General features: G+C 48.7%; 15 protein-coding genes, 2 rRNA genes and 1 riboswitch. Of the genes, 5 read left to right on the top strand and 12 right to left on the bottom strand.

Annotated features, from left to right (window positions below; genetic code table 11):
- Positions 1-347: 347 nt before the first annotated feature.
- Entirely contained in the window at positions 348-2,327 is a 1,980-nt protein-coding gene (locus tag ACJJIN_RS00720; RefSeq protein ID WP_444896496.1) for an acetoacetate--CoA ligase, read from the bottom strand.
- Between the two features lie 166 nt (positions 2,328-2,493).
- Between ACJJIN_RS00720 and ACJJIN_RS00715 the strand changes: the two genes are divergently transcribed.
- A complete protein-coding gene (locus ACJJIN_RS00715) occupies positions 2,494-3,372 on the top strand; it encodes a LysR family transcriptional regulator (RefSeq protein WP_444896495.1) in 879 nt (292 codons plus the stop codon).
- A 33-nt stretch (positions 3,373-3,405) separates the two neighbouring features.
- Here the strand turns inward: ACJJIN_RS00715 and ACJJIN_RS00710 are convergent, their stop codons facing one another.
- The 7 genes from ACJJIN_RS00710 to thiC form a co-directional block, all read right to left on the bottom strand.
- Positions 3,406-3,879 carry a Dps family protein gene (locus ACJJIN_RS00710; RefSeq protein WP_108734073.1) on the bottom strand — a complete coding sequence of 158 codons (474 nt, stop codon included), beginning with the start codon at positions 3,877-3,879 and terminating at the stop codon, positions 3,406-3,408.
- A gap of 248 nt (positions 3,880-4,127) precedes the next feature.
- Positions 4,128-4,877, bottom strand: a complete 750-nt coding sequence (locus tag ACJJIN_RS00705) for a HesA/MoeB/ThiF family protein (protein ID WP_444896494.1) — start codon at positions 4,875-4,877, stop codon at positions 4,128-4,130.
- Positions 4,871-6,424, bottom strand: a complete 1,554-nt coding sequence (thiE, locus tag ACJJIN_RS00700; protein ID WP_444896493.1) for a thiamine phosphate synthase — start codon at positions 6,422-6,424, stop codon at positions 4,871-4,873. The genes ACJJIN_RS00705 and thiE overlap by 7 nt, the downstream gene beginning before the upstream one ends.
- 7 nt (positions 6,425-6,431) lie before the next feature.
- A complete protein-coding gene (locus tag ACJJIN_RS00695) occupies positions 6,432-7,238 on the bottom strand; it encodes a thiazole synthase (RefSeq protein ID WP_444896492.1) in 807 nt (268 codons plus the stop codon).
- Between the two features lie 2 nt (positions 7,239-7,240).
- The gene (gene thiS / locus ACJJIN_RS00690) at positions 7,241-7,441 is read right to left on the bottom strand and encodes a sulfur carrier protein ThiS (RefSeq protein WP_444896491.1); all 201 of its coding nucleotides are present in this window, start codon (positions 7,439-7,441) and stop codon (positions 7,241-7,243) included.
- On the bottom strand, positions 7,441-8,517 hold the full coding sequence (gene thiO / locus ACJJIN_RS00685; RefSeq protein WP_444896490.1) for a glycine oxidase ThiO: 1,077 nt from the start codon (positions 8,515-8,517) through the stop codon (positions 7,441-7,443). Before thiO ends, thiS begins: the two co-directional genes overlap by 1 nt.
- Before the next feature lie 111 nt (positions 8,518-8,628).
- On the bottom strand, positions 8,629-10,539 hold the full coding sequence (gene thiC, locus ACJJIN_RS00680; protein WP_444896489.1) for a phosphomethylpyrimidine synthase ThiC: 1,911 nt from the start codon (positions 10,537-10,539) through the stop codon (positions 8,629-8,631).
- An 85-nt stretch (positions 10,540-10,624) separates the two neighbouring features.
- Positions 10,625-10,723, bottom strand: a riboswitch (TPP riboswitch).
- A 262-nt stretch (positions 10,724-10,985) separates the two neighbouring features.
- On the opposite strand from thiC, the gene ACJJIN_RS00675 reads away from it, so the two are divergent.
- The 4 genes from ACJJIN_RS00675 (at position 10,986) to ACJJIN_RS00660 (ending at position 15,041) form a co-directional block, all read left to right on the top strand.
- Complete coding sequence (locus tag ACJJIN_RS00675) at positions 10,986-11,912, top strand: SGNH/GDSL hydrolase family protein (RefSeq protein ID WP_444896488.1); 927 nt, start codon at positions 10,986-10,988, stop codon at positions 11,910-11,912.
- 701 nt (positions 11,913-12,613) lie between these two features.
- Positions 12,614-12,739, top strand: a complete 126-nt coding sequence (locus ACJJIN_RS00670; RefSeq protein WP_444896487.1) for a hypothetical protein — start codon at positions 12,614-12,616, stop codon at positions 12,737-12,739.
- Between the two features lie 34 nt (positions 12,740-12,773).
- A complete protein-coding gene (locus ACJJIN_RS00665; RefSeq protein ID WP_444896486.1) occupies positions 12,774-13,901 on the top strand; it encodes an SDR family oxidoreductase in 1,128 nt (375 codons plus the stop codon).
- Between the two features lie 24 nt (positions 13,902-13,925).
- Positions 13,926-15,041: a DUF3419 family protein gene (locus ACJJIN_RS00660; protein WP_444896485.1), complete on the top strand. Its 1,116-nt coding sequence runs from the start codon at positions 13,926-13,928 to the stop codon at positions 15,039-15,041.
- A 287-nt stretch (positions 15,042-15,328) separates the two neighbouring features.
- Here ACJJIN_RS00660 and ACJJIN_RS00655 read toward each other — a convergent pair whose 3' ends face one another.
- The 4 genes from ACJJIN_RS00655 to ACJJIN_RS00640 all read right to left on the bottom strand — a co-directional run bounded on the left by ACJJIN_RS00655 (position 15,329) and on the right by ACJJIN_RS00640 (position 23,235).
- Positions 15,329-16,870: a thioredoxin domain-containing protein gene (locus ACJJIN_RS00655; protein ID WP_444896484.1), complete on the bottom strand. Its 1,542-nt coding sequence runs from the start codon at positions 16,868-16,870 to the stop codon at positions 15,329-15,331.
- Positions 16,871-17,283: 413 nt separating this feature from the next.
- Positions 17,284-19,530 carry a hypothetical protein gene (locus ACJJIN_RS00650; RefSeq protein WP_444896483.1) on the bottom strand — a complete coding sequence of 749 codons (2,247 nt, stop codon included), beginning with the start codon at positions 19,528-19,530 and terminating at the stop codon, positions 17,284-17,286.
- 506 nt (positions 19,531-20,036) lie between these two features.
- A 5S ribosomal RNA gene (gene rrf, locus ACJJIN_RS00645) occupies positions 20,037-20,152 on the bottom strand.
- Positions 20,153-20,353: 201 nt separating this feature from the next.
- Positions 20,354-23,235: ribosomal RNA gene (locus ACJJIN_RS00640) — 23S ribosomal RNA — on the bottom strand.
- Positions 23,236-23,296 lie beyond the last annotated feature (61 nt).

Here is a 23,296-nt window from a genome sequence, read left to right as displayed (position 1 = left end):
TATTGGTGTTTATAAAGTGAAGGGTAGCGCAGAACCGCAGCAAACTAAATGGCGCCGGGTTACGCTCCCTTACTCCTAAGGAGCCTCTGAATAACTCCGTAATGCCTCTGCGGGCCTTGAAGGTTGCAGATGTTAGGCGCAGCTCGCCGCGAATGGCCGTAGCCCTTTGCAAGAGCTGCAACGCAGCAGCTGTGGCCTTCAAGGCCCGCCCTTCGGGGCATGCAGAGCGATCCACACTCCGCGTTGCGACCTCTTGAAAGGTCTAGACATTCCTGCGAAGCCGCGCCTTGATTGTGAACCGCTCTGCATGCCAGAGGTATCACGGAGTTGTTCAGAGGCTCCCTAACTTACTCCTCTGCCAACTCCGGCAGCTTTTCAAATAGCGATAAGGCTTCAGGGTTGGCCAGGGCCTCCTTATTTTTAACCGGCTTACCCTCCACCACATTGCGCACAGCCAGTTCCACAATCTTACCGCTGATAGTTTTAGGAATATCCGCCACCTGGATCACCTTTGCCGGTACATGGCGAGGCGTGGTATTGGCGCGAATCGTGGAGCGGATTTTCTGGGTCAGATCCTCGTCCAGTACAATACCCTCTCGCAAAACCACAAACAGCACTACCCGTACATCGTCGTGCCAGGGCTGCCCGATACAGATACTATCGAGCACCTCCTCGACTTTCTCCACCTGGCGGTAAATCTCTGCGGTTCCGATACGCACACCGCCGGGATTAAGTACTGCATCGGAGCGGCCATAGATCACAACACCACCGTGTGCCGTAATCTCGGCATAGTCCCCATGCGCCCACACACCAGGCCAATTTTCAAAGTAAGCACCGCGGTACTTGGCTCCATCTGGATCGTTCCAGAAACCAATCGGCATACAGGGGAAGGATTTGGAGCAAACCAGCTCCCCTTTCTCTTCAACCACTGCACTGCCTGTATCATTCCAGACTTCCACCGCCATACCCAAGCCGCGACACTGCAACTCTCCGGCATATACCGGTAGAGTTGGGTTGCCAAGGGCAAAGCAAGACACAATATCGGTGCCACCGGAAATAGAGGATAAGCAGAGATCTGCTTTTATATCTCTGTAGACATAGCGAAAGCCTTCGTGGGCCAGCGGAGAGCCTGTGGAGAGCACCGCACGCAATTTCTCCAGTTTGTGGGTCTCCCGGGGTTTGCAGCCACTCTTCTCCAGCGCAGCAATATATTTGGCACTGGTGCCAAACAGACTGATTCCCTCTTCATCGGTCATATCCCATAGACTTTGGGATGAAGGGTAGAAAGGTGAGCCATCAAACAGCACCAGAGTCGCCCCACAAGCCAAGCCACTCACCAGCCAGTTCCACATCATCCAGCCACAGGTGGTGAAGTAGAAAAGTGTATCCTCACGCCGCAGATCGCCATGCAAGCGATGCTCCTTCAGGTGCTGGAGCAAAGTGCCCCCCACTCCGTGGACGATGCACTTGGGTACACCAGTAGTACCTGAGGAGTACATGATGTACAGGGGGTGATTAAATTCGGTTTGTACAAAGGAGAGTTCTTGAGCGGGCGCCGCAGCTTCAAAAGCTTGCAGTAGTACCGCCTTACCCAGCGGCTCTGCCGCTAGTACCTGAGCAGTTTCCTCTTCTGAGCGAGCAACCGGCACCACTACCAAAGTTTCTATGGATTCGATTCGCTGCATGATCTCGCGCAGACGCGGCAGTGAATCAATAACCTTGCCGTTATAGAAGTATCCTTCACAGGCAAATAGCACTTTCGGCTGCACCTGGCCAAAGCGGTCAAATACTCCATTGATACCAAAGTCTGGTGAGCAGGAGGTCCAGATAGCCCCGAGGCTGGTGGTGGCCAGCATGGCCACTACGGTATCGATCACATTGGGCATAAAGCCCGCTACCCGGTCTCCCTCAACAACGCCTTGGGCAACGAGGGCCGCTGACAGGCGCTCCACCCGATCATACAGCTCCTTGTAGCTCAGCTCGCGGCGGCTACCGTTCTCCAGGCGCTCGACCAGGGCAGCCTTGTCATCGCGAAAACGCAGCAGGTTCTCAGCAAAGTTCAGGCGTGCCTGTGGAAACCACTGCGCACCGAGCATTGAATCGTTACTGAGTGTCTCATCACCCTTATCTGCAGCAATGACTCCGGTGTAATCCCACAACTCCCGCCAGAAAGCTTCGCGATTATCTACAGACCATTGGTATAAGGCCGCGTAATCATTGAGATCCAGCTGGTATTGCTGGTTGACCCTGCGACGAAATTCATCCATCTGGGTGGCGGCAATAGCCTCTGCGCTGGGTTGCCAGAGCGGTTGGGAGTTGTCCTTCATTTCAACAGACCTTGTGGCTCATTATTGTGTTTTCGAATCGCCCTCTCGGGCACAAGGGGAGCAATCATGCCCTGCCCCACCACTTAAAACTATTTTAATCTTTTTTAGATTTGTTAAATAAAAGTTAACATAGCCAAATCTATCAACTCCCCAGGAATCTGCCGCTGTGAGTGCCACAATCAAACAACTACGCGCCTTTGTCACAGTGGCCCGCAGCCGCAGTCTGGCCCAGGCCAGTGCTCAGTTGCACATTTCCCAGCCAGCCCTGTCCATTGCCATCCGCAATCTGGAGGATGCGACTGGCGGCCCTCTTTTCAGTCGAGAAGCCCGCCAACTCACTCTCACCCCAGAGGGCGAGGAATTCCTCTCCCGCGCCGAACAACTATTGCACAACTGGGATCAATCCTTGGATGCGGTACAGCAGGCCTTTCGTCTGGAGCGAGGGCAGTTGCGCCTAGCAGTAATTCCCGCCTATGCGCTCAACCAACTCCCCCAATTATTAGCCAATTTTCACCGCCAACACCCACAAATCAATATCCTGCTGGAAGATGTGGTGATGGAGCGAGTAACCCAAGCGGTACAAGATGGCCGGGCAGAGCTGGGCATCAGTTTTCGCCCCGAGGATTTAGGCGGGCTTGAGTTTGTGCCCCTACACAGGGATCGTTTTATCGCAGTCATGCCACCCCAGCACCCCCTCAGCGAAAAAGGAAAAGTGCGCTGGAGTGACCTGGCCAGTTTTCCTTTTATAGCTATGAACCGCGGCTCAGCTGTGAGGCGCTGGACCGATGAGGCCTTCGGGCAAAGTGGCAAAGGCGTTCACTATATCTGCGAAGCTAATCAACTAAGCACAATCGGCCAGTTAGTACGTGCGGGAATGGGGATTAGTGCAGTACCGAGCTTGTGTGAAACACAGGTTCGGGAATATGGGCTGGAATCCCTGCCGCTATCGGCACCAGTAGTGAGCCAGGAGGTGGGGATATTATTAAAGAGCCGAGGCACCTTGTCGGCACCAGCAACCGCGTTTTTATCCGCGATTACTGGTTGAGGTCGATAAAAGTGCCTCTACTTATTTGAGCGACTAGTGACTGCTGGTTGCGCGCAGCATCCAAGCTGTTTTCTCGTGAACTCTCATACGATCAGATACCAAAGCAACTGTGGACTCATCTTCTCCCGCCTGGGCATCTTTTAAAACTTCACGACAGGTTTTGATCACCTGCTCATGCCCTTTAGTGAGAATTTTTACCATTTCTTCCGCCGGTGGTACCTCAACAACTTCTTTGATGGAGCTGAGTTGGGCAAAAGCCTGGTAAGTACCGGGAGCGGAAACCCCGAGGGTACGAATGCGCTCGGCAATATCATCCACTGCAGTGGCCAGCTCAGTGTAATGCTCTTCAAACATCAGGTGTAATTCGCGGAACAGAGGCCCAGTAACATTCCAGTGGAAGTTGTGGGTTTGCAGGTAAAGGGTGTAGCTATCTGCCAACAAATGTTTCAAACCGGCAGCAATCTTTTCCCGATCCTTTTCACTGATACCAATATCGATTTTTTTCATAATACAAATCCCTCTTCCAAAAACTGTTGTCACCGAAATGGTTATAAGGCCATTTTGGTACCTTTATTCACTTCTCACAAGCTATCGAGCCAATAGCTTATTTATATAGACAAGTAAGATTTATAAGGTACAAAAATGGCGTGAATTTTAACCCGGCTATTGGAAGAAAATTTTGCGACAAGACATTGCCAATAAGGGACTATCCAAATAAAACTATTTATCGAGACCCCCGCTGAAAACACAAGAAGTCAGGCACTACAAACCGGGCAATTACTATGGCTCGGCAGCTGCAAAGTTTGCAGAGCTAAGGTTTCCGTCTCGATTAAGTGCAATTTATTCAAGCTCGATACCGGCAAATCCATCAGGTATTTCATGGCCTCCAGAGCCTGCATGCTACCAACTACCCCCAGCGCAGGGCCGATCACACCTGCTGTAGAGCAGTTCTGGACTTCAGCCTGCTCCTGGGGCGGAAACAGGCAGGCATAACAGGGACCTTTTCCTTCAGAAAAATCAAAACTAATCAGCTGGCCGGAAAACCCCTGCACCGATGCCATTACCACCGGACACCCGGCCTGATAACAAACCCGGTTGATCGTATGGCGGATTTCCAGGTTATCGGTGCAGTCCAACACCAGATCCACCTGTTTTACCTGCTCGCGCAGCCAGGATTCATTCGCCATTTGGCTGTGGGGGTGAATGCGAATAGTTGGATTGGCTGCAGCCAATTGTTGTGCAGCCACCATGGCTTTGGATTTTCCCTGGTGATTGGTTTTATACAAAACCTGGCGCTGTAAATTGGAGAGATCGATATGATCACCATCCACCAGGTGCAGCTCTCCAATACCGGCTGCGGCCAGATACATCGCTGCCGGGCTGCCGAGCCCACCTAAACCAACAATCATAATTCGAGCAGAAGACAGTTTTTTCTGCCCTTCTTCACCCACCTGGGGCAACATTATTTGGCGACTGTAACGCTGTAATTCCTTACTACTTAACATGGCTCTACTTCCGCATGCTTACCTTTCAACAGGACATTAAAATCGGCAACCGCCTGCTTGTAATCTTCCGCTTGAGTAATAGCGCTGACCACGGCGATACTGCCAACGCCACTAGCGACAACCTCACTGGCCCGCTGCATATTAATACCACCAATTGCCACGAGTGGATAATCGGGCAATAGTGCCGCCATTCGTGCAAGTTTCTGCACGCCCTGCAACTGATCCGACATATCCTTGGTGTTGGTCGCATAAATTGCACCAATCGCCAAGTAGCTGGGGCGATAACGGTAGGCCAATAGTAATTCATAGAAGCCGTGGGTACTGATACCCAGCTTCAATCCTGCCGCTTGAATTGCTCTGAGATCAGCAGACTGCAAATCCTCCTGGCCCAAATGCACGCCGTAGGCACCGCACTCAATCGCCAACTGCCAGTAGTCATTGATAAACAGGCGCAGGTTATACGTCCTGCCAATAGCCACTGCACGCTCAATCTGTGCGCGCAGGTCCCCACCCGGATTCTTTATTCGCAGCTGTAAAGTACGCACCCCCAGCTCAGCAAGGCGCTGCAACCACTCCACTGTACCCACTACCGGATATAAACCCAATGCTTGAGAGTCTGTTTGGGCAAACCCTTGAACAAGAGGCTGGGCCGCACCAAAACCATAATCCAGCGCACGCTCTTCTCCCGGCACTAAAATCTCCGGGAAGTCGATTAAATCCAGGGGCCAGCCACAGTGGCCTACAGGTCCAGCACCAGCGCCGATATGTGCATTATTTCCCCGGCGCAAGCCCCGCTGTACATAGGCTTTACCCACAACGCAGGCATCTCGCAACGGGTAGCCCAAAGCGCGACAAGCGGTAATAGCGGAGGACAGAGTGCAGCCAGTGCCATGTGTGCCTGCACTGGACACTTCCCGACCAATAAACCAATCGGCCTTTTCACCATCCCACAGTAAGTCGGAAACTTCTCCCGCACGCAATTGCGTATGGCCGCCGGTAACTAAAATTGCAGTACCGCCGTGGGCGTGCAACTGACGCGCAGCTTGCACAATAGATTCCGCACCAGTGACACTGGCTCCGGTAAGCCATTCCAATTCATGTAAATTGGGAGTGACCAGATCACACTGTGGCATCAACTGAGCCAACACCGTTGCGGTAATACTTCCTTCGGTGAGCCCGGCTCCATTGGTAGCAACAGCAACCGGGTCGTAAATAACCGGAACCGGCTGCACCGCTTGCAGCTGGCGCAGGAAATCTGCCACCGCAACAACTTGTTCAGCATTCGCTAGCAGACCGATTTTAATTGCGGCAGGAAATAGATCCCGCTGTAAAGCCTGTAACTGAGAACCCAAGACCTCTAGGGAAACTGCATTAATTGCAGTAACTTCCACCGTATTCTGTGCAGTATTGGCCGTGATAGCACTGCAACCATGGCAACCGAGGTCGGCAAAAGTCAGCAGGTCCGCCTGAATACCGGCGCCACCGCCGGAGTCACTGCCGGCAATGGTCCAGACAATTGGCTTTTTCAATTGGAGTTGATCGCGCATAAAAATACTAATCCTGCAATATGCTCTCTGCCTGCTGCCAGAAAGGCATATCCAGGGTGGGGGTGCTGGGGCTGGCAGTTTGACGCCTGAGCATCAAGCCGGCATTAAAGGCGGCGCGCCCGGATTCCACAGCCAGTTTAAAAGCATTAGCCATCAGTACCGGATCCTGGGCTTTTGCAATCGCGGTATTCAATAACACCGCATCAAAGCCCATCTCTAGTGCTTCTGCCGCCTGTGATGGCGCACCGATTCCGGCGTCAATAATAAGCGGTACATCACTCAAACGCTCGCGCAGTGTTTGCAGGTTATATTTATTGAGCAGGCCCTGCCCGGTACCGATGGGAGCCCCCCAGGGCATTAATACCTCGCAACCCACATCCAAAAGTTTTCGACACAGAACCAGGTCATCTGTGCAATAAGGCAAAACCTTGAAGCCTAACTGAATTAATTCCCGCGCAGCTTCTACCAGACCAAAGGGGTCTGGCTGCAAATTGTAATCATCACCAATCACTTCCAGCTTGAGCCAATCGGTCTGGAAAATTTCCTTGGACATTTTTGCCAGTTCCACCGCTTCTCGCGGCGATTTACAACCGGCGGTATTGGGCAACAACTGACAACCGGACTCGCGAATATAATCCCAAAATCGATTGTCCTGCTGCTGTGCCGGATTTTGCCGGCGAAGAGACAAAGTAATAATTTCCGAAGCTGAGGCTTGCACGGATTCGCGCATAATCGCTGGGGAGGGATACAGGGCGGTGCCCACCAAAAGCCGGCTGTTAAATGTTTTTCCGTAAAGTGTTAATAGATCGCTCACCTTTACCCCCCCACTACCGGAGCAACAATATCCAGGCTATCGCCGTTATTTATCTGTGTATTGCTATATTCCGTACGGGGAATAAATCCACCGTTGATCGCAACGGCAAATGTTTCTCCGCGATAGCCGAGCTGCTGTAAAAGCGCAGAGAGTTTTAGCGGGGGTTCAAGGCGCTGTGTTTCCCCATTAATTAGTACCTGCATCAAACCACCTGTAACAGTTGTTGTGCCACTTGATTCTCCACTTGCTCCACTACTGCCGGCGCTAAAAGATAACCGTGACGGTAAAGGCCATTCACCCTAATCAGCCCATCCTCGCTGTGAATATAAGGCATATTATCCATAGTGGCGGGGCGACAATTTACGCGGGTCTCAACAATACGAGCCTCGGCAAAAGCCGGGTTGAGGGAGTAAAGCGCGGAAGACAATTCCATACTGGAGCGCACGGAAATGGGCGACTGGTCTTCGCTCTCAATTTCCGTAGCACCAATTACTGTGCGCCCATCGCTTCGGGGTACGGCATAGAGCTTATAGCGCGGGTGGAGCAGTCGCACTGGACGCTGCAAAACCACTTCCCGGGATTCCACCACCATCACCTCACCACGGACACCGCGTAAGCCTTCAATCTGCCCCTTGGCACCGAGACCACGGCAGTCGATCACGCAATCAAATTGTTCGCACTCCGAGTTCACAGAGATATACCCGGCTTCGCAATTTACCTTGCTTTGCTCTCGCAGAGTGACTGCACCTCGGCGCAATACGCTGAGTAACGCGGGCAGTAGGCGGTGATTATTGATATCCGCCTCACCCCGCAGGTAAAGCCCCTGTTCAAAGCCGTGTAAGGAGGGCTCTAATTTCGCTAAAGTATTGCAATCGAGAGGCTGCACCTGCTCCCTGGCAGACTCGCCCAACTTGCCCTGCAGCTCTCGCAGGAATTGCAGCAGCTCACTTTTATCCTTGCCGTGAGCAACCAGCACTGAGCCCGCTCGGCGGTATTCCACGTCCCGCCCACTCTGCTCCTCCAGCTGCCGAGCCCACTCAGACCAAAGCTCAAGGCTTTTCAGCCCCAGGTTGTAAACCTGTTTATCGCTGTGCACCAATTCCGATAGTGGTGAGATCATTCCCGCTGCCGTCCAGCAGGCTCCCCCGACTGGTGCCGACAGATCACCCGCTTCAAACAGGGTAATATCCAGTTCCCGTTGGCAGAGCCGCCAGGCGAGCAAGCGACCTAACAGGCCGCCACCGGCAATAGCTACTTTGGCTTTGGTTTCGCTTGTCACAGACCACCTATCTTCGCAAATCCAAATCGACACCCGGCGATAAGCTCTACGCACTCGCCGTACTTTTGCTATCCGATTCTTGGGGGAGAGGACTCTCCCCCAAAATACTCATCAGCCCTTGTGATAAATCTCGCTACCCATGTCCTTAAATTTAATCGACATTTCCTCCATGCCCTGTGCCGCTTCCTGCTTGGCCGCATAATCGCGCACATCCTGGGTAATTTTCATGGAGCAGAATTTCGGGCCGCACATGGAGCAGAAGTGAGCTACCTTGCCGGATTCCTTTGGCAAGGTTTCATCGTGATAGGTGCGTGCCCGCTCCGGGTCCAAGCCGAGATTGAACTGATCTTCCCAACGGAATTCAAAGCGGGCTTTTGACAGGGCGTCATCGCGCTTCTGTGCCCGCGGATGCCCTTTGGCCAAGTCTGCGGCATGAGCCGCAATCTTATAGGCCATAAGGCCCTCTTTAACATCCTCTTTATTGGGTAGACCCAGGTGCTCTTTGGGGGTCACATAGCAGAGCATGGCGCAACCGTAGGTGCCGATAAGTGCAGCGCCGATGCCGGAAGTAATGTGGTCGTAGCCGGGAGCAATATCCGTGGTCAATGGACCTAGAGTGTAGAAAGGTGCGCCGTGGCAGTGCTTCAGCTGCTCATCCATATTTTCTTTGATCTTATGGATAGCCACATGGCCGGGGCCTTCGATCATCGTCTGAACATCGTGCTTCCAGGCAATTTCAGTCAGCTCGCCAAGCGTGTGCAGCTCGCCAAACTGGGCTTCATCGTTAGCATCCGCAATTGAGCCCGGGCGCAGGCCATCGCCGAGACTAAAGCTCACATCGTAAGCCTTCATAATCTCGCAGATTTCCTCGAAGTGGGTATAGAGGAAATTCTCTTTATGATGGGCGAGGCACCACTTGGCCATAATGGAACCACCGCGAGAGACAATCCCGGTCATACGTTTGGCAGTGAGCGGCACATAGCGCAAAAGCACGCCAGCATGAATAGTGAAGTAATCCACCCCCTGCTCCGCCTGCTCAATCAAGGTGTCGCGGAACACATCCCAGTTAAGATCTTCAGCAATTCCGTTTACTTTCTCCAGCGCCTGGTAAATCGGCACAGTACCGATGGGCACTGGCGAGTTTCGCAGAATCCACTCGCGGGTTTCGTGGATATTGGCACCGGTAGACAGATCCATCACCGTGTCCGCGCCCCACTTGGTAGACCAAACCAGTTTCTCCACTTCCTCTTCAATGGAAGAAGTCACAGCAGAATTACCAATATTTGCATTCACCTTGCACAGGAAGTTGCGCCCGATAATCATCGGCTCCACTTCCGGGTGATTAATATTCGCCGGGATAATTGCCCGCCCTTCTGCAACTTCCCGGCGCACAAATTCCGGCGTGATTTGCTCGGGGATGTAAATACCATCACGTGCCTTCTGGTATTCACTTTCACTCATTTCCGCTGCCAACTTGGCTCGCCCCATATTTTCGCGCACTGCAATAAATTCCATCTCTGGGGTAATAATGCCGCGGCGGGCATAGTGCATCTGAGATACATTCTGTCCCGGTTTGGCCCGGCGAGGGCTGGGAAGGTTTTCAAAGCGGATATGATCCAGCCCCTGGTCCGCCATACGCTTCTGGCTGTAGGCCGCTTGGCGAGAGTCCAGCAGTTCCGTATCTCTGCGGGCCTCTATCCAGCCCTGGCGCAACTTGGGCAGCCCTTCCCGTACGTCCACTTTAAAATTGGGCTCGGAATAGGGGCCCGAAGTGTCGTAAATGGTGAGGGGCTCATTGGGTTCAAACACCGGATTCTCTGCATCCCCCCCTACCAAACTATCTCCCAGACAGATCTGACGAGCACCAACCTGGATGTCGGCAGTTTCACCGGGCAAATACACCTTGCTCGAGTTGGGGAAAGACTGAACCGTGAGGTTCTCAAGAAATTCTTTAGCGGAATCGCGACTGGCAGCGCGGGAGGACTTTCCGGCTTTACCGGATTGTTCAATGATCTCAGACATGCGTAACCTTAAAACCTGGGAATTTAAAGGTCGCAGCATCCAGGGCACATACAAAGAGAAAAGACGCCAAGCTGTAACAAAACAGGCGACTTCAGATCTTGTTCCCTACGCGGGGGTTACCCCGATCAGGTTCAACGGATCTCGCAACAGCGATCTCAGCCCACAGGCACTCCGACAAGTAGAGCGCAGTATAGTGGAAGCACCAGAAGAAGAACAGATGGCATAAAACTGTGCCAGAAAAACTAAAGCTTTGAAACGCCAATAAAGTAATCAATGCTCTTGGCGACAAAACTCCAACAGACTTCAATTTATTGATAACTGACCAAAGGGTCTCAAGCATTCACCACCCACAATATCTGAGTGCGTCCTACACTCCTTCTCGTTTACCGGAGCAGTGAATAAAACGATAACAACTTACGGCGAAAGTCGGTGTGGGAGAAAATACAATGTTGAATAAATATGGAGTTCTAGTAACGCTCTGTTTGGGCATCTTGTCGATACAGCCAGCAATGGCAGCCCCCTCCAAGTCTGTTGCTGCGGGTGACAGTATTACCATGGCATTCGGTGCAGACTGTACCCGCAATAAGTATTTCTGGGACCTGTTTTGTCTTCTCGGCGGAGACCAACCCGAGCATTCCTGGTTTGACGGCGACGACAATTCAGTGGAGAGTGTTCACGATAAATATAAAGTTAACTACCCCAATATGGCTGCCAATAAAAGCGCAGCGGAATCCGGTGCTGAGATGCGTAGTGGAGGCGACAATTTCTCCACTCAAGCCGATCGGATTCTATCCCAAAGTAATTTACCTGATCATGTCGAGGTAGTATTGGGTGGTAATGACATCTGTAACCGGGAATGCGTCGATCCAGCCAACTGTAACGATCCACTCTACACCGATAGCGAGTGGCGCTCGGCAGTTCAAGCTGGACTGGACAAATTAGTCGATGGTCTCCCAAACGGCTCAACGATAGTACTCGGCTCAGTACCACGAGTACACGATCTCCGGGCAGCGGGTCTGGATAAGCAAAGCGGTAATTCCCGCGTAGATTGCGAGAGTGTCTGGTCGACTTTCGGAATCTGCCGAATTGCAACAAATGGCGGCTCGATGAATGGAGAGAGCTTTGCTACTCGTTATAACGGAATAGCCGCAGCCCAACAACGTTATAACGAAATCCTTGTTGAGGAAGCAGAAAGTTACAATGGAATGAATGGGGTAGAAGTTGTTGCTGAATATACCGGCGAGAGTGAATTAAATGCCGGGACTTTTCAATTCAATAAAGACGATATTGATGGTGGAGATTGTTTCCACCCAAGCATTCAAGGGCAAAATGTTGTCGCTGACCTACTGTGGCAAGGAAATCCAGATAAATAAGTAACTTTTACTGCTCGGTAAATTCAGGGCTCGCGATAAAGTACCGCGGGCCCTAATCAATTCACTTACCTAAATCCTCATCAAAGTAAGCACTCTCTTCAACCACATACTGCAATCTATGCGGCAAACCCTTTCTCATAAAGGCGACATCAATTACTTTTCCACTGGCAAGAGCACTCCTCACCCCATTCCAGTCACAAGAGAAAATAGTCCCTTAAGCTAATTGAGAGCGATCTCGTAAAACCAGTTTATTCAAATTTTACTAGCCCGCACATACTATAACCTCGACAAACCACTCAGGCCACCATGAACCTAGAAGATTATTTATCCGAATTAAACAAGTATGAAAATCGGTTTAGTGAAAGTTTCTTTTACAATAAACACCAAGCCTTCCATAAGCAATTATGGACAAGAAATTAATACACTTAAGGCTCAAGGAGAAGCACCTGAATTATTCTTGATCTCGACTGCTGGGACAAATGGATATGCAGTCAATATATGAACGATCTACTCAGATCTACTACAATTATTCTACGATACCCAACTGAAACTCCATAGTTGGAATTAGTGGTACAACTATCACCATGGACAATCACGTTGTGCTGTGTCTACCGCTCAATACTACTTTCTAATTTTACCTACAGCCTATTAACCTCTGAAACCGGATGAACAATCTCGCTACTTCAGCAACAGGCGCCCTTGTGAAAAAATCTGCTTTAGTACATATCTTGTATTTTTTAATAAAAAAAGCAGCAACCATAAATAATTTAATGGAAGAGCAATACTACTTAGCCTATAGAAAAATCCCACTTCAACCCCATGACTGATTCGCATAATTTAATAAGTCAAGATCAATATGTTTTGAAAAAATTTTCTAAAATAAAAGAATTAAAAAGAATACAGCTCATTGTCGGTGGCTTTGGCTTTATAGGCCAATACTTGACGTGGGGATTATTAAGAAAAGGCTTCAATGTAGTTTTGATTGCTCGAAGTAATATCCACAATCGACTCGAACAACTCAAGCAAAAAAATAGCGCTGTCAATCCTATTTATAAGCTCACAGAGAATGACTTCAATCGGCTTACAATCATATCAGGTGACTTGAACAAACCCAGCTTGGGGCTGTCTTCTACATCTTACAGCCAGTTATGCTCCTTACACATTGACTCCATATGGAATTGTGCAGCAGATATGCGTTACAGCTTTAGCAATCTGCAGCAAAGTATGAATACTAACGTCAATGGTGTAAAGCGACTCATTGACATCGCGGTAACAACCAGATGTCGACTCAATCAAATATCGACTAGCTTTATTGGTGGTAAAGACTACGCCAACGGGGAGAGAATCGAGGAGACCCTCTATCAGCCAAAAGAGTTTTTTAACGCCTATGATTACACTAAAAATATGGCAGAGAACTTAATCGCGGCATCCAAAAACCTACAGTATACGATTTACAGGCCTACGATTGTTTTAGGTGACTCAGTGACCGGCTATACAAATTCCCAGTCCGGCTACTATGAATATGTGAAGCTGCTAAATCGATTAAAAGAAAAAAATGTAAAACTACCCATTCATTTAAAATATCTTTCAGGTCGACCCATTAACATTATCCCTGTAGATGTTTGTTGCGATGCGATATTAAACATCTCAGACAACCATGAAACCACAGCAAGTCAATATTTTAACATTGCAGATTCCAAGCCAATGACAATCGATGATTTTGTTCAATTTAATCGGATTTACTTTAATCTAGACCTAAGACAGCTCCAAGATGATCACACAGCATTAAATAACTTGTCTGAATTGGAAAAGCGCCTACTTAAGATCATTAATAGAATGCAAAACGGTCCCTTTTTGAACAGTGACTTTAGATTTTGTAGTAAAAATAGCCAAAGAGTATTAGGCCACCCGGTACAAAACCAATGGTGCAATAGCAATAGCTACCTAACCAAGATTGTGGACTACTTTTTAAACCAAACAAGTTATTGAAACAACCCCCCAATCAAACATATCATGAATAGCCCCAATGACATATTACAATCCACTTACGCAAACAGAATCAGTTACTCCGGCCCAAATGAAGACTCCAGATCCGAATTAAAAGCCTTAAATATAAATGAAAACGACAATATTTTATGTGTTACTGGCGGCGGAGATCGCGTATTAAGCCTCTTGTTAGACAAACCTAAAAAAATAACCGCAATCGATCTAAACCCTTGCCAAAACCACCTCTTAGAACTTAAAAAAGCCGGAATACAGGAGTTAAATTATGAGAATTTCCTGAAATTTATAGGGATTCTTCCATGCAATAAAAGATTGCATACTTACAACAAAGTAAAACATCACCTCTCAAAAGAAGCAGAATCATTTTGGACAGAAAATACAAAAACAATCAAGAGGGGAGCTATCTTCGAAGGAGCCTTTGAGAAACACTTTAAATTGATTAGTGCCATCATTAAAACTATTCGCCCAAGCAAGATAAGAACGTTAGTCACATTCAAGAACATTGAAGAGCAACGTAAATTTGTTGAGCAAAAATGGAATACCCCAGCCTGGAAACACTTTTTGCACTTTCTAACCAGCGAGTCTATCTTCAGGCTTTTCCTGAAAGATCCCGGATTCTACCAGCATGTCCCTCAACAAGTATCGATTCCCAAGTATTTGATAAGCAGGATGGATCACTCCCTAATGAACCACCTGATCCTTGAAAATTTCTTTATGACTTTCTTATTAACAGGAAAATATAACCCAGAACATGGACTACCTTTATATTTAGAGAAAAAAAATTATCCGGCAATAAAGGATGCATTAAATAACTCCATCATAGAAACAGTAACATCACCACTAGAAACATATTTAGATCGACTAGAAACCAAGATTGACAAATTTTCGATTTCTGACGTTTCCGCTTATCTCAACGAAGAAAACTTCATTTCCCTACTAAACTCAATACACTCAGCTGGCAATGAAAACTGTATATTATGTATGCGCCACTTTATTACAAAGAGAAGAATTCCCGATCTTTTTAAAAGTAAGTTTATATTTGATCCGGCCTTAGAAGAAGAGCTGGGCAATAGTGATATGTCTTTTGTTTACAGCTTTAACGTTGGCGTAAAATGCACCAACTAGCTTTTCTCACTATTTCAACCATCATCACCAATGTTTCACTATTACACAAATTGAGTTAGCAACTGCTTTTAGACTACCCTCCTGAAATTTAAGCCTGCAACATTGATAAACTAGGCAGCTTTTTAATTGAATGGTTCTTTTAACATCAAAGCCCCCAAAATAAACACTCCAACTTGCCGGACAAGGGGTATTGGCCTTGCGGAACTGTTTTTAACAACTGTCCTGCTAGCTACGTTATCACCATTTATACAACCCTAGTGATGACCAACGCCCCCTCGTACAACTGGCTATTTTGACTTTTCTTCAAAGTAGCCAAGCTCTTCAACCACATACTGTAATCGGTGTGGCAGACCTTTCCTCATAAAAGCTACATCTATTACCTTTCCACTGGCAAGGGCACTCCACAACCCATTTTGACCACTGTGAACCCAACTATCGTTGACTCTCAATAGCACATCATTATCCTCAAACCCCAACGCAGTAAAAAATTCATTGCCAGCCACACCCTCCAGACGTATCAAATGGTGCCCTTCAACTTCTAATTCCGCCTTGGTAAACTTGGCCTCTAAGGATTCGCGCTGCTCAAGCTGTTTCGATAGCCACTCTTGTCCAAGAGTCAACACTCCCGCAGGCTCAATTAATTTTTTTCCTTTCTCACCATGAGGCTGTTCAATGCGCTGGCGCAGCTCCTCAGTGTGCTGACGAGAATAAGTTAAAGACACCCTATTACCTTCCTCCCCTTGAAGCAATAAACGCTCCAGTGTGCCCTGATTGTTAATAACAGCATAGTTACCCTCCAAACTTCTCAAGGAAACATCTTTGAGAAGTGGCTGTCCCAAGGAATAATATCGAGCCTTCTGCCCCTCTACTTCTACTAGAGCTTTAGACTTACTTTCTATGCTCGACTCACTAATACCCAATAGTGCAAGAGGAAGATTCGTTACGGGAAGTCTATTTTTACTATTTCTCTGTTGCTCCCAGGTATGCTTTTGTTTTTGATCTATATTAAGTTTCGCCAACTCCCTTTCTACCCAATAAGAATACTGCTCAAAGGATCGCTTCCCCTTTAAGTAGAGCCCATTGATAAAAACCACCGGTACGTTTTTGAGCCCCAGCTGTAAAGCTGTTTCTTGATCCTTGAGGACTAGCGCCCTGTAACTTTCACCTTCTACACAACTTGCAAAGTAAGCGCTATCAACTGACAAGTGCTTGGCCGTCTGAATGTATGCGCTACCTCCTAAATTTGGAGTTCTTGCATAAAGGGCATCGTGGTACTCCCAGAAAGTATCTTGATCCCCAGCACATCGAGCGGAAACTGCCGCCCTAACGCCCTCGCGGTGAAACTTTAAGGGAAAATCAAAATTAACCTGCCGCACCCAACCAGGATATTCATTTAGTAACTGCCTCAGTACAGGCTGGAAAGACTTACAGTGAGGAGACTGAAAAGAACAAAAAACGGCTACTGTTACAGGCGCTTCAGGATTACCACGTACAGCCCTTTTCTCATAGGAGAGCTCTATACGCGGCGGCTTAGGAACAGGCAGAAGAATTTCAACATCTGTACCAGCCTCTGAGGTGTCAGAAATAAATTCATGAAGCTTATTCAGGCGCAGCTTGTGTTCCATCTCCGCGATATCGTACAAAACAAACTGAAGATCTCTGTCCAGTTCTTGTACAGTAACTTCCTTCCCGCCTATTCTCGCAGCGACAGCATGCTGATCAGCTACCCTCCCCTCTACAATCGCTTTCTTGTCCTCGGTGCAACCATTAATTACACCCAAACTCCCGGAAACCATTAAAATTATTAAAATGCGTCCTAGCCCATTCACTGGCAATTCTCCTTTTACCGGTTTTGACCAATCTTACCGCCCAATTCTCATTTCAGTCTCTTACATCGACATTTGTCGCTGCTGCAATCAAAGAATGGGAACTAGACAAGCTTTTTGGCACCAGAGCCAACAATCTAGAGGTAGAAGAAACAATTGTTTCCCACTGAAAAAGCTGGGGAAAGAATGAGGATGCTCTAGAAAGGTGCCACATGCACCCATGAAGCAAATCTATCCATTAAACTTTCCAGGCACAACGAGGTCTAAGCTGCACTAGTCCCAAAATTCATTATCACATTTCCCGCTGACTAAGGTTGAAGAAAACTAATTTGTGGCAAACCTCAATTTTGCCTCTCCGAAATGAAACCGGGCCGCTATTGCGGCCCGGTAGATATCAAAGTCGTGATCACGCCACCTTATTCACATCGAGAATCATCTGGCGAGTTAACACACAGGTCGTAGGCGCATGAGAATTGAAAGCGACTACTTGCGCCAGCGCCCGAACTGCCTTCTTGCGCTGGAACATTAACCGTAACCTTTACGAAATCAGCCCCCTCTGGTACGGCGCCATTAGGAGCATTCACGGTGATGTCAACTATGCTAGGCCCTTGGGCGCTAGTATTTCCAACTGCCCAGGCCTCAGGCCACACTTCGCAATAATCCGATTCAATATTAACCGTCGTCCCCAGAGGTAAGCGGCCGTTGTAAATATCAGAAAGATAGAAATTTACTGTTCCAGTTTCATCGCTAGAAATATCGATATGAGGCTGATCAAGGAAATCACCAGCAGCGGTTTCAAATATCCCGTATGGCTGATCTCCCGAAACCAGGAGCTCTACCTGCTTACGTACATGAATCAGCTCTTTAGAGCAACTTCCATCTGCCTCAGCCTCATCTGAACAGAGAACACCATTGTAAATGCCATTACCCTGATCGTAGACTCCATTATTGTTCAAATCAGCAGGCCAGTCTTCATCGCCAGCCACCTCGGGGCAATCTGGGTAGCAACTACCAGCGTTGCCAGAGTTCCCGAACTCTCCATCTTCATTGTGGTCCAAAAATGCCTCTGGTAAATCGGTAAAGTCTTCGCCAGTATCAAAGCGTCCATTACCGTTGGCATCAGTAAAAGTTTCTTGCCCAAACGCATATGCGAGAATTGTTGAGCGAGCTCCATACGGCTGCCCTAAAGACACCGGGCATGGAGCACCCAAAAACCCAGTTTCGGGGCAGATCGTGTTATTAATGGTTCGAACCGAATGGGTTTGACCGTCAACACCAACAAATGTATAGGACTCGGGCTTGCGGGGGTCCTGACTAGTCCAATCTACTGAGCAGTTGCCATCAATCGTGGTGCAAGATCCAGTTATACGTCCATACTCTGTTGTAAAAGTAATTGCAGTTCCATCGGGAACCTTATTATTAAAGGCATCACCAGCGTAAACAGTAATTGTTGAGGTTGCGCCGTTAAAGGTATCGCCACCTGGGTTTAAAACAGTAGCAGCCACATCAAAAGAATTTTGGTCAGGGATACCTACAGAGACCACCAACTCATCAGATACGGTGGATGCAACCTCCTCCCCATCGACGGTTATGGAGGCTACTACTGAAACCGGCGTCGCCACAGTACCAGAAGAAACCAGTGCCGTTACTTCACCATCCGCATTAGTCGTACCGGAATCGTTAGTAAGAGTTGCATCACCTACTTCTGTGGACAAAGCAAAATTAACTTCAACTCCACTTATTGGCAGGTCATCCATGCTTAAAACCTGAAAAAGCAGCGTTGATGTTTCCTTACCGCCAGTACCTTTAATAGAGATTATCCTAGGATCTGCGCCTACAAACTCAATAGAGCCAACCTCTGCAGCCTTCACATCAAGCTTTCCGCTAGCCGATATGCTCGGATAATTCACTAATGCTGCCGTAATACTATCCTCACCCTCACAGCCCGCAGCCGTATATGTTGAGGTAGCCTTACCTTCTATAGTCGTAACCGGGGAGTCAAGGGTTGCAACAGCTGGTAGACTCAAACTGCAATTGCTTGAGAATTCCACTTCCATTCGCTTCGAGTAGAGGTCGCCATCAGGACCTTGTACGTAGACGCTAACAGGCGTGGTGCCTCTAGAGGATAAATTCTGGACAGTAATATCCAGCTCACCAGTTACAAACTGCTGATTGCCATCTAAATAACCCAATTGCAATTCGGGCTCTTGAACTGTGAATGTGAGCGGCGAGTAAGGGTTCTGATCCGTACTGGTGCTATCATAGGTTACAATAACTTCTCCAGCACTCCCTACTTCCTGCCCTTCAACATCCAACTCTAAAGTTGCAACGCCACTGTCATTAGTCGTCACAACTCCACTACTAGGGGTCAACTCACCTAAAGTTGTTGTGACTGTAATATTGTCAGAAGCAACAGGATCTCCATTGTCAAGTTTGACCGTAACTTGGACAAGCACCGGCTCTTCTGGATTTGGATTTTGGAGAATCTCACCAGTTTCTAAGTCACGTAGCTCGACATCAATGCTATAAGAGACTGGTTCCGGCGTGGTACCGCCATCATCGCCACCGGCACTACCACCGCCGCCGCAAGCGGTCAGTGAAACAGCAACGGTCATCAATAGAAGCCATCGCAAAATTGATTGGTACAGCGTAAGAATGTGCATCTAAATTTCCTTCAATATTTTTAGCGCCCAGCGGCAGTAGCCATCATCTCTCAATCGGGTATTTATAGTTTTTCCCGATATGGCTTAATGCGTCTTTAGCCATCATCGACTACTCACCCAAGCCAGAAGTCAACTTTTGCACCTATGGTATCTAGCGCAAGAGTTGCTCAAAAAAGCATCATCTCAGTGAGCAAGAAGAGGCAACGGGCGACTATCCAGAATCAATGGAATAAAATCAAGTTTTTTACATCCATCTTGCACCATTGTTCTATAAAAAATTGACCGCTAAGAAATTAATGTGATTTATAAATTTTTTCCTTGAATTTTCTTGATACAAGTCAGAGCTTTTAGATTGTTAATCAGCTATTGAACGTGCCGAGATCTACGTTGTATAGCGAGCAAAACTCAGCATGTTGGGGCGGGGCTTTTCTATTTTCTTTATTTTTTGAAATATTTTCAGCCATAAAAAAAGGGCCACCCTGTTGGGTGGCCCTTTCGGATTAGAAGCCTGACGATGACCTACTCTCACATGGGGAAGCCCCACACTACCATCGGCGATGTTGCGTTTCACTTCTGAGTTCGGCAAGGGATCAGGTGGTTCCACAACTCTATTGTCGTCAGGCAAACTGGCTTGGGTTGGCATTGGTCTTATAAGCAAAGTGCTTGGCCTGCCGTGTTATCGCTGTTTGCCTCGGTCATTATTGACCGGCGATAACCCCAAATAAGTCGGTAAAACAATCTGTAGTAATACACCGCAAGCGATCGTATGTCTCTAACTCACAATCCGCTAGCTTAGCTAGTCGTTAGTAACCATCTCTGTTGTATGGTCAAGCCGCACGGGCAATTAGTACTGGTTAGCTCAACGCCTCACAACGCTTCCACACCCAGCCTATCAACGTGGTAGTCTTCCACGGCCCTTCAGGAGGCTCAAGGCCTCAGGGAGATCTTATCTTGAAGGAGGCTTCCCGCTTAGATGCTTTCAGCGGTTATCCCGTCCGAACATAGCTACCCGGCAATGCCACTGGCGTGACAACCGGAACACCAGAGGTTCGTTCACTCCGGTCCTCTCGTACTAGGAGCAACTCTTCTCAAATCTCCAACGCCCACGGCAGATAGGGACCGAACTGTCTCACGACGTTCTAAACCCAGCTCGCGTACCACTTTAAATGGCGAACAGCCATACCCTTGGGACCGGCTTCAGCCCCAGGATGTGATGAGCCGACATCGAGGTGCCAAACACCGCCGTCGATGTGAACTCTTGGGCGGTATCAGCCTGTTATCCCCGGAGTACCTTTTATCCGTTGAGCGATGGCCCTTCCATACAGAACCACCGGATCACTATGACCTACTTTCGTACCTGCTCGACATGTCTGTCTCGCAGTCAAGCGCACTTATACCATTATGCTCATTGCATGATTTCCGACCATGCTGAGTGCACCTTCGTACTCCTCCGTTACTCTTTGGGAGGAGACCGCCCCAGTCAAACTACCCACCATACACTGTCCTCGATCCGGATAACGGACCAGAGTTAGAACCTCAAACATACCAGGGTGGTATTTCAAGGACGGCTCCACAACAACTAGCGTCGCTGCTTCAAAGCCTCCCACCTATCCTACACAAATAGGCTCAAAGTTCAGTGCAAAGCTGTAGTAAAGGTTCACGGGGTCTTTCCGTCTAGCCGCGGGTACACTGCATCTTAACAGCGATTTCAATTTCACTGAGTCTCTGGTGGAGACAGCGTGGCCATCGTTACGCCATTCGTGCAGGTCGGAACTTACCCGACAAGGAATTTCGCTACCTTAGGACCGTTATAGTTACGGCCGCCGTTTACCGGGGCTTCGATCAAGAGCTTCGCCGAAGCTAACCCCATCAATTAACCTTCCGGCACCGGGCAGGCGTCACACCCTATACGTCCTCTTACGAGTTTGCAGAGTGCTATGTTTTTAATAAACAGTCGCAGCCACCTGGTCACTTCGACCGGCCTCAGCTTAGGGAGCAAGTCCCATCACCAAAACCGGCGTACCTTCTCCCGAAGTTACGGTACCATTTTGCCTAGTTCCTTCACCAGAGTTCTCTCAAGCGCCTTGGTATTCTCTACCTGACCACCTGTGTCGGTTTAGAGTACGATTCACTATTACCTGAAGCTTAGAAGTTTTTCCTGGAAGCAGGGCATCAACCACTTCACCCACTAAGTGGGCTTCGTCATCAGTTCTCAGCCTTAGGGACCCGGATTTGCCTAAGTCCCCAGCCTACAACCTTAAACATGGACAACCAATCGCCATGCTGGCCTAGCCTTCTCCGTCACTCCGTCGCAGTAATAGCGAGTACAGGAATATTAACCTGTTTCCCATCGACTACGGCTTTCGCCCTCGCCTTAGGGGTCGACTAACCCTGTCCCGATTAGCGTTGGACAGGAACCCTTGGTCTTCCGGCGGGGAGGTTTTTCACCTCCCTTATCGTTACTCATGTCAGCATTCGCACTTGTGATACCTCCAGCAGACCTCCCGATCCACCTTCAACGGCTTACACAACGCTCCTCTACCATGCTCCTAAGAGCATCCGCAGCTTCGGTTATCAGTTTGAGCCCCGGTATATCTTCCGCGCAGGCCGACTCGACTAGTGAGCTATTACGCTTTCTTTAAAGGATGGCTGCTTCTAAGCCAACCTCCTAGCTGTCTGGGCCTTCCCACATCGTTTCCCACTTAACTGATATTTGGGACCTTAGCTGGCGGTCTGGGTTGTTTCCCTTTCCACGACGGACGTTAGCACCCGCCGTGTGTCTCCCGCGATTGCACTCCTCGGTATTCGGAGTTTGCATGGGGTTGGTAAGTCGGGATGACCCCCTAGCCCAAACAGTGCTCTACCCCCGAGGGTGAGACGCGAGGCGCTACCTAAATAGCTTTCGAGGAGAACCAGCTATCTCCCGGCTTGATTAGCCTTTCACTCCGATCCACAGGTCATCCCCTAATTTTTCAACATTAGTGGGTTCGGTCCTCCAGTTGATGTTACTCAACCTTCAACCTGCCCATGGATAGATCGCCGGGTTTCGGGTCTATTGCCTGCAACTAAACGCCCTATTAAGACTCGATTTCTCTACGGCTCCCCTAAGCGGTTAACCTTGCTACAGACAATAAGTCGCTGACCCATTATACAAAAGGTACGCAGTCACCCCGAAGGGCTCCTACTGCTTGTACGTATACGGTTTCAGGTTCTATTTCACTCCCCTCTCCGGGGTTCTTTTCGCCTTTCCCTCACGGTACTGGTTCACTATCGGTCAGCTGGGAGTATTTAGCCTTGGAGGATGGTCCCCCCATATTCAGTCAAGATAACACGTGTCCCGACCTACTCGATTTCACTCTAAATGCCTTTTCGTGTACGGGGCTATCACCCTGTATCGCGGTACTTTCCAGAACCTTCCACTAAAACATAAAGAGCTTAAGGGCTAATCCCCGTTCGCTCGCCGCTACTAAGGGAATCTCGGTTGATTTCTTTTCCTCCGGGTACTTAGATGTTTCAGTTCCCCGGGTTCGCCTCCATAACCTATGTATTCAGTTATGGATACTCCTAAAAGGAGTGGGTTTCCCCATTCGGACATTCTAGGATCAAAGCTTGTGTGCCAGCTCCCCTAGACTTTTCGCAGGCTCCTACGTCCTTCATCGCCTCCAGCTGCCAAGGCATCCACCGTATACGCTTAGTCGCTTGACCATACAACACAAACGACTACTAACGACTTTTAACATCCAGGTAAAATCCTGGACGCCGGATT

This window comes from Microbulbifer maximicatervae (SeqCode) (assembly GCF_052467505.1).
This window is presented reverse-complemented; position numbering and strand designations above follow the sequence as displayed.